Origin of the sequence: Pseudomonas sp. PS02303 (assembly GCF_029959925.1) — a bacterium.
In the GTDB taxonomy this organism is placed as follows: Bacteria; Pseudomonadota; Gammaproteobacteria; order Pseudomonadales; family Pseudomonadaceae; genus Aquipseudomonas; species Aquipseudomonas mandelii.
The window spans coordinates 1-356 of record NZ_JASCOM010000574.1 but is presented as its reverse complement, the minus strand read 5'-3'; the positions used below and the strand labels follow the sequence as shown (position 1 = coordinate 356).

Sequence of the window (356 nt, the reverse complement as noted above, 5' to 3'; positions counted from 1 at the left end):
GTGAATGGCCAACCGATTGCCGAATTCCCGCGCTCCACGGCCGAAGACATCGACAAAGCCCTGGACGCCGCCCACGCCGCTGCCGATGCCTGGGGCGCCACGTCCGCCCAGGCGCGCTCGCTGGTGCTGCTGAAAATCGCCGACCGCATTGAACAGAACCTGGAAGTCCTGGCAATCACCGAATCCTGGGACAACGGCAAAGCCGTGCGTGAAACCCTCAACGCCGACATCCCGCTGGCCGCCGACCATTTCCGCTACTTCGCCGGTTGCATCCGCGCCCAGGAAGGCAGCGCCGCCGAGATCGATGGCAACACCGTGGCCTATCACATCCACGAACCGCTGGGCGTGGTCGGGCA

At 65.4% G+C, this 356-nt stretch carries 1 protein-coding gene; it reads left to right on the top strand.

The annotated features are described in order from the left end of the window. A partial coding sequence (locus QMX98_RS34915) for an aldehyde dehydrogenase family protein (protein WP_282412104.1) occupies positions 1–356 on the top strand: 356 nt, incomplete at both ends.